Raw genomic sequence first — 7,453 nt, forward strand, 5'->3', positions numbered from 1 at the left:
GTCTATGAAAGTATGGTATATGAAATAAAGGACTAGACAAATTTCCTTGTAATAAATGGGTATATATAACAAACGGCTTTCTCTCTTTTCTCATACTGTAAAGTGTAATCAGATTTTTTTAACGAGAGAGGAGAGAAAAAACTATGCATCATTGTCATCCTTGTTTTGGAGGGCATAAGCCTGTAGGACCTATTTGTACAACTGCTCCTGTCGTTCATCCGACGAAACAATGCGTAACACACTCTTTTTCAACAACGGTGGTGCCACACATTTTCCCAACACATACAACACATGTACATCATCAACAAATTAAAAACCAAAACTTCTTCCCACAAACAAATTCAAATGTAAATGTTGTGGACCCAATCGACCCAGGATTCGGCGGTGGATGTGGACCGTGTGGCCATGGTCATCATCACCACGGTCATCAAATATCTCCATTTGGGCCAGGACCGAATGTATCACCGTTTGGACCAGGACCAAATGTATCACCGTTTTTACCAAACAATGTATCACCAGTAGGTCCAAATATCGGACCAAACGTTGGTGGAATATTTAAAAAGTAAATGATATGTTAGAACTAGCGAAATGCTAGTTCTTTTTTTGTAATTGGAGTGTTGATATGAAAGTTATTGCAGTAACAGGATATAAGCCATTTGAACTTGGAATATTTAAAAATGATCATCCAGGGGTGGGGTGTATAAAAAAGGCATTACACCGTAAATTAACCACTTTTGTAGAAGATGGTTTAGAATGGGTTATAATAAGCGGCCAGTTAGGTGTAGAATTATGGGCTGCTGAAGTTGTTTTTGAAATTCAAGTAGAATATCCAGATTTAAAATTAGCGGTATTCACTCCGTTTTTAGAACAAGAAGAAAATTGGAAAGAAGATAATCGTGAATATTACGAATTTATTCTTTCTCAAGCAGACCATGTTGATAGTATCACGAAACGGAAGTATGAAAGCCCAGAGCAATTTAAATTAAAAAATCAATTTTTTATTGAAAAAAGTGATGCACTTTTAGCGGTATACGATGAAGAAAAACCAGGAAGTCCCAAATATATTGTAGAAACAGCAAAGAAAAAAGGGGAAATAGAAAATTATCACAGTTATTTCATTCTTTTTTCTGAGTTACAAGATATAATAGAAGAGGAACAGTGGAATAATGCAGAATAATATGTAATATAGTACTCGTATATATGATTGACAAAAAGCATTGTTTCTGAAAAAATTTAGTTAATGAAAGTTTTGGTAAAAATTTGAGGTGAAGAAAATGATTTCGGATAAAATTAAATTAACAGCGAAAGATATTTTAGAAAAAGAATTTAAAACAGGTATGAGAGGTTATCAGCAAGAAGAAGTAGATAAGTTTCTTGATATGATCATTAAAGACTATGAAGCTTTCCACAAAGAGTTTGAGCAATTAAAGCAACAAAATGCTCGTTTAAAGCGTGAATTAGAGGAACAAAAACTAGCAGTAACGCAAGTTCCACAACAACCTGTACAAACACCAGTTGCACAACCGGTTTATAACAACACGAATACGGATATTTTAAAACGCTTATCTAACTTAGAAAAAGCTGTATTTGGAAGTAAGTTATACGAATGATGTAAGGTGGGAAAAGGTTTAAGCATTTTACATAGAAAAAAACGTTGCAAAATCTTTTTGTTTCCACTATACTAATGGATGTCATAACGTTTGGGTAATCGCTGCAACGCCAACGTTGTAGAGGAAAGTCCATGCTCGCACGGCCTGAGATGGCTGTAGTGTTCGTGCCTAGCCAATTCATAAGCTAGGGTATTCTGGCTGTAAGGCTGGTTTAACGGCAGGGAAAAAACCTAAGTCCTTTCGGATATGGTTTGACTACCTTTAAAGTGCCACAGTGACGAAGTCCTTGAAGAAATGATAGGAGTGGAACGAGGTAAACCCCACGAGCGAGAAACCCAAATAATGGTAGGGGAATCTTTTCCAAGGAAATGAACGACGGGAAAGGACAGGTTTTATAACCTGTAGATAGATGATTGCCACCGGAGTACGAGGCGTGGGCCGTTTGTAGTACAAAGGAACAGAACATGGCTTACAGAACGTTATGAACCAACTATGAAATAACTCAGCTCTCCTTTGTTAGAGGAGGGCTTTTTATTTGTATGAAGTTATAAAGTATGAGTTAAAATGGTTAATGAGAAAATTTTTCGTAAAATGTAATGATTAATAGGAACAATTGCTATTAATTATTGTTTGAATATACATAAGAGGTGAATGCAAATGGGAAAAGTTACTTTAATTGCAACAGCGGCAATGGGTATTGAAGCGTTAGTTGCCCGAGAAGTTCGCGATCTTGGTTATGAATGTCAAGTAGAAAACAGCAAAGTAACATTTGAAGCAGATGAAAAGGCGATTTGTCGCACGAATTTATGGTTACGTACTGCGGATCGTGTAAAAATTAAAGTTGGCGAATTTAAAGCAACAACATTTGATGAGCTATTTGAAAAAACGAAAGCATTAAACTGGGGAGATTATATTCCAGAGAATGGCGAGTTCCCTGTTATCGGTAAATCTTTAAAATCTGAATTATTCAGTGTTTCGGATTGCCAACGTATTGTTAAAAAGGCTGTCGTTGAAAAATTAAAAACAACATATAAACGTACAACTTGGTTTGAAGAAGATGGTCCGTTATTCCGTATTGAGATTGCAATGCTCAAGGATATTGCAACATTAACAATTGATGCGAGTGGTGTTGGACTTCATAAACGTGGATACCGTATGGATCAAGGGGAAGCTCCGTTAAAAGAAACATTAGCTGCGTCTTTAATTAAATTAACAAACTGGAAGCCAGATCGTCCATTTGTTGATCCATTCTGTGGATCAGGTACAATTCCGATTGAAGCGGCATTAATTGGGCAAAACATTGCGCCAGGATTTAACCGTGGTTTCGCATCAGATGAGTGGGGCTGGGTAGGTAAACAAAACTGGCGTGAAGCGCGTCAAGAAGCTGAAGATTTAGCGAACTATGATCAACGATTACAAATCATAGGATCAGATATTGATCATCGTATGATTCGAGTTGCTCAAGATAACGCAGAAGAAGTAGGTTTAGGTGATTTAATTACATTTAAACAAATGCAGGTAAAAGATTTCACAACAAAAGAGGATTATGGCTACGTTGTAACGAATCCTCCATACGGAGAACGTTTAAGTGAAAAAGCACTCGTTGAACAACTGTATAAAGAAATGGGACAAGTATTCCGTCCGTTAGATACATGGTCAGCGTATGTATTAACAAGCTACGAAGCATTTGAGAAGTGTTACGGAAAAGATGCGTCGAAGAAGCGTAAACTGTTTAACGGATTTATCCGTACAGATTACTACCAATACTTCGGAAAACGTCCACCGCGTAATTCATAGTATAAAACTCCTCCAGCGCGCATATACTGGCTATTATGTAATGCGTAAAGGAGGAAGTGATATGGATAGTTTCCAATTATCAATGATTCAAAAAGCTATTCACCGTACGTATGATGAGCTCGGAAAAGAAGTGGATAGTCAAGGTGCGATTGTAGATGAAATACAAAAAGCACAAGAAGAATATTTGTCAGCTCTTTCACATGAAACAGCGATTGATAAACGGTATTTAAAGTCATTAATATAGAAGAAAATTTTCCTTTTTCGAAAGGAAAATTTTTTTTCGTGAATTTCTATGTATGGCAACAGGGGAAAGCAAATGCATACATATGCGTAGCAGTTGCTATTATCTTTTTATAGAAAAACTTTTTGGTTGGAGGCTAAGGATGTTTACTGAGAAGAGATTACCATTTGAAGTAGGAAAACAAGATAATTTTTATGATAAGTTGAATGAGTGGATTGGAGATGTGTTTTACGACATCCTTCCGGAAAAAGGCTTTGAAGAGCGTGATGAACAAATTTTTATGGCGTTTCAGTTAGAACGCGCTTTCCAAGAAAAGAAAGTTATGTTCGCAGAAGCTGGTGTAGGAACAGGGAAAACAATTGTATATCTTCTATATGCAATTTGTTACGCGCGTTATACTGGGAAACCAGCTATTATTGCTTGTGCAGATGAAACGTTAATTGAGCAGCTTGTGAAAGAAGAAGGGGACATTGCTAAGTTATCTGAAGCATTAGGGCTATCTATTGATGTAAGGCTTGCAAAATCAATGGATAATTATTTATGCTTACGTAAACTTGAAGATGTTATGAGTGGACGAGCTCCAGAAGTAATTGAAGACGTATATTACGAGTTACCACAGTTTGTATTCGATCATGGTACGATGCAAAACTTTACTCACTATGGTGACAGAAAAGAATTTCCACTTTTAAATGACGAAGAATGGTCAAAAGTAAATTGGGATTACTTCCAAGATTGCTTTACTTGTGATTCTCGTCATCGCTGTGGACAAACTCTTTCTCGTGAACATTATCGTAAAGCAGCAGATTTAATTATTTGTTCTCAAGATTTCTATATGGATCATATTTGGACGTACGATGCTCGTAAGCGTGAAGGGCAAATTCCATTATTACCAGAAAGTAGCTGCGTTGTATTCGATGAAGGACATCTTGTAGAATATGCAGCTCAAAAAGCTTTAACATACCGTTTAAAGCAAACGATGATGGAGCAACTTTTAACGAGATTGTTGCAAAACGATATTCGCGAGGAGTTTGCACATTTAGTAGAAGAAACAATTTGGCAAACAGAGCGATTCTTTGATGTGTTACAAGAGAATAAAAAGGAAATTGCCGGTTCTGATCGTTTAGAAATTACTGTGACAGAAAAAGTAACAGCTGAAGCGAAGCGACTTTATGCAAAAATTGGTGAAGTCGGTGATGCATTAGTATTTGAAAGTGAAATGCATACAGTAAACACGTATGACTTAAATATCGTTGATGAGCATTTAGATGTGTTAGAACATTCACTTCGTCTGTTTATGCACGAGAAAAATGTAATTACATGGGGTGAAGAAGGTGATGGTGCCTTCACGTTAGTTATTATGCCGCGTGCAGTTGAAGAGGTGTTACAAGAGAAAGTATTCTCGAAGAAAATCCCGTATATTTTCTCTTCTGCGACATTATCGAACAACGATTCATTCGCATTTACAGCAAATAGTCTAGGGGTAAAAGATTACTTATCATTCTCAGTTGCCTCACCGTTTGATTATGAGGAGCAAATGGCGGTAAACTTACTATCGCATACGAAAGAAAATGAATGGGAAAGAAAGTGTCAATATACACTTGAAAATATACAAAAAACAAATGGACGTACGCTTGTATTATTCCGTACAACACAAGAACTTGCAGCGTTTAAAGAATATGTAAGTAAAGAACAAATGTCAGTTCCGTTCCTATATGAAGGAGATCAGGAAATTAGTCAGCTCGTTTCTCGTTTCCAAAATGAAGAAGAGACTGTACTTTGTGCCGTTCATTTATGGGAAGGTTTAGATATTCCAGGTTCATCATTATCACATGTTATCATTTGGTCATTACCATTCCCTCCAAACGATCCTGTGTTTGAAGCGAAACGTAAGCACGTAAATGATCCATTCTGGGATGTAGATGTACCGTATATGATTTTACGACTTCGTCAAGGGATCGGACGTTTAATTCGTACGAGCGACGATAAAGGTGCTATATCAATCTTCTTATCTGATTCAGAAGATGAGAAAGTAGTTGCAGCTGTGAAAAATGTACTGCCAGTAGAAGGTAAAGAATTATAAGGAAAAAGCTTGGCGCTTGCCAAGCTTTTTCCTATTATAAAAGGAATTTATGTTTCCGTGTCGAATTAAGTTTGAGGTAGAAAAAGGAGGCTTTTATACGATGACAGTTGCTACATATGAAGTAGAAAAACAATTTTTAACATACGTGAAGAAGATACAGAATTATGGAGAAGCATTAAGTTTAATGTTTTGGGATTTAAGAACAGGTGCACCAAAAAAAGGTGTGGATCAGCGTTCTGAAGTAATTGGTATGCTTTCGTCAGAAGTGTTTGCTATGTCGACTTCAGATGAGATGGGAAACTATTTAACAGAGCTTGAAGCTTTAATACGCGAAGATAAACTTTCTGAAACGACGAAGAAAATGGTTGAAGAGTGCCGGAAAGAATATGATAGAAATAAAAAAATTCCACAAGTTGAATATGAGGCTTATGTGAAATTAGAAGCGAAAGCGGAGAGTGTGTGGGAAGAAGCTCGCGAAAAATCTGATTTCGAAATGTTCCGCCCGTACTTAGAAAAAATTGTGGAATTTAAAAAGAAATTTATTACATATTGGGGTTATGAAACATATAAATACAATACATTATTAGATATGTATGAGCCAGGTATTACAGTGGAAGTTTTAGATCACGTATTTGGTCAACTTCGTGAGCGCATCGTACCGCTTGTAAAAGAAATCTCTGAGTCTAAAAAAGGATTAAAAACAAGTGCTTTATCGGAACGATTTTCAAAAGAAAAACAAAAGAACTTTACATTAGAATTATTGAAGCAATTGAATTATGACTTTGAAGCAGGTCGTCTTGATGAAACAGTACATCCTTTCGAAATTACATTAAATAGAGGGGATGTTCGTATTACGACACGCTATGATGAAAAAGATTTTCGTATGGCTGTTTTTGGAACAATTCATGAATGTGGTCATGCAGTATATGAACAAAATATTGCAGAACAATTTGAAGGTACACCACTTTGCAGTGGTACATCTATGGGTATTCACGAATCACAATCATTATTCTTTGAGAACTTTATCGGCCGTAATAAATCATTCTGGAAGAAGAATTATGATTTATTAAAAGAGTATAGCAATGGTCAATTTGATGATATGTCAGTTGATGAGTTTTATGATGCAATTAACGAATCGAAACCGTCATTCATTCGTATAGAAGCAGATGAGCTTACATACCCGCTTCATGTTATGGTTCGTTATGAGCTTGAGAAAGAATTATTTGATGGTACATTACAAGTGAAGGACTTACCAGCAGCTTGGAATGATAAGATGGAAGCATATTTAGGCATTCGTCCGGAAAATAATGCACAAGGTGTATTGCAAGATGTTCACTGGGCTGGTGGTTCATTTGGATACTTCCCATCTTATGCGCTTGGTTACATGTATGCAGCACAGTTTAAGCAAAGAATGTTAAAAGACATTCCGAACTTTGACGCATTATTAGAAGAAGGAAACGTAACACCAATTCGTGAATGGTTAACAGAAAATATTCACCAATACGGTAAAACGAAAAAGCCACTTGAAATTTTAGAAGATGTGACAGGCGAAGGATTAAATGCAAACTACTTAGCAGATTATTTAGAAGCGAAGTATAAAGAAATTTATGAGTTATAAAAAAGAGCTGCTTAATGAACTGCACCCCAATTGTTAGACACAGTCTAACAATTGGAGGTGCAGTTTTTCTATGGCTAAATTTACAGCTGATGAAAAAATACAAATCG

At 36.3% G+C, this 7,453-nt stretch carries 7 protein-coding genes and 1 other RNA gene; all 8 read left to right on the plus strand.

Going from position 1 to position 7,453, the window contains the following annotated elements; genetic code table 11:
* Positions 1-143: 143 nt before the first annotated feature.
* The 8 genes from ACLBXA_RS16020 to ypwA all read left to right on the plus strand — a co-directional run bounded on the left by ACLBXA_RS16020 (position 144) and on the right by ypwA (position 7,346).
* Positions 144-566, plus strand: a complete 423-nt coding sequence (locus ACLBXA_RS16020) for a CotD family spore coat protein (RefSeq protein ID WP_000546292.1) — start codon at positions 144-146, stop codon at positions 564-566.
* Positions 567-622: 56 nt separating this feature from the next.
* Positions 623-1,177, plus strand: a complete 555-nt coding sequence (locus ACLBXA_RS16025; RefSeq protein ID WP_000862927.1) for a DUF1273 domain-containing protein — start codon at positions 623-625, stop codon at positions 1,175-1,177.
* 97 nt (positions 1,178-1,274) lie between these two features.
* Positions 1,275-1,610 (plus strand): cell division regulator GpsB, encoded by a 336-nt coding sequence (gpsB, locus tag ACLBXA_RS16030; protein WP_000622431.1) that lies wholly within the window; start codon positions 1,275-1,277, stop codon positions 1,608-1,610.
* Between the two features lie 86 nt (positions 1,611-1,696).
* Positions 1,697-2,087: RNase P RNA component class B (gene rnpB / locus ACLBXA_RS16035), an RNA gene on the plus strand.
* Positions 2,088-2,267: 180 nt separating this feature from the next.
* Positions 2,268-3,407: a THUMP domain-containing class I SAM-dependent RNA methyltransferase gene (locus tag ACLBXA_RS16040; RefSeq protein WP_000521224.1), complete on the plus strand. Its 1,140-nt coding sequence runs from the start codon at positions 2,268-2,270 to the stop codon at positions 3,405-3,407.
* 61 nt (positions 3,408-3,468) lie between these two features.
* Positions 3,469-3,651, plus strand: a complete 183-nt coding sequence (locus ACLBXA_RS16045; RefSeq protein ID WP_000376895.1) for a DUF3921 domain-containing protein — start codon at positions 3,469-3,471, stop codon at positions 3,649-3,651.
* Between the two features lie 139 nt (positions 3,652-3,790).
* Positions 3,791-5,728, plus strand: coding sequence for an ATP-dependent DNA helicase (locus ACLBXA_RS16050; protein WP_079245307.1), 1,938 nt, complete (start codon positions 3,791-3,793; stop codon positions 5,726-5,728).
* 100 nt (positions 5,729-5,828) lie between these two features.
* Positions 5,829-7,346 (plus strand): carboxypeptidase, encoded by a 1,518-nt coding sequence (ypwA, locus tag ACLBXA_RS16055; RefSeq protein ID WP_000215085.1) that lies wholly within the window; start codon positions 5,829-5,831, stop codon positions 7,344-7,346.
* Positions 7,347-7,453 lie beyond the last annotated feature (107 nt).

The organism is Bacillus sp. D48C (genome assembly GCF_053345735.1).

Excerpts from the sequence above, each read along its gene's own strand:
- ACLBXA_RS16020 (WP_000546292.1), top strand. The coding sequence starts at position 144 with ATGCATCATTGTCATCCTTGTTTTGGAGGGCATAAGCCTGTAGGACCT.
- ACLBXA_RS16025 (WP_000862927.1), top strand. The coding sequence starts at position 623 with ATGAAAGTTATTGCAGTAACAGGATATAAGCCATTTGAACTTGGAATA.
- gpsB (WP_000622431.1), top strand. The coding sequence starts at position 1,275 with ATGATTTCGGATAAAATTAAATTAACAGCGAAAGATATTTTAGAAAAA.
- ACLBXA_RS16040 (WP_000521224.1), top strand. The coding sequence starts at position 2,268 with ATGGGAAAAGTTACTTTAATTGCAACAGCGGCAATGGGTATTGAAGCG.
- ACLBXA_RS16045 (WP_000376895.1), top strand. The coding sequence starts at position 3,469 with ATGGATAGTTTCCAATTATCAATGATTCAAAAAGCTATTCACCGTACG.
- ACLBXA_RS16050 (WP_079245307.1), top strand. The coding sequence starts at position 3,791 with ATGTTTACTGAGAAGAGATTACCATTTGAAGTAGGAAAACAAGATAAT.
- ypwA (WP_000215085.1), top strand. The coding sequence starts at position 5,829 with ATGACAGTTGCTACATATGAAGTAGAAAAACAATTTTTAACATACGTG.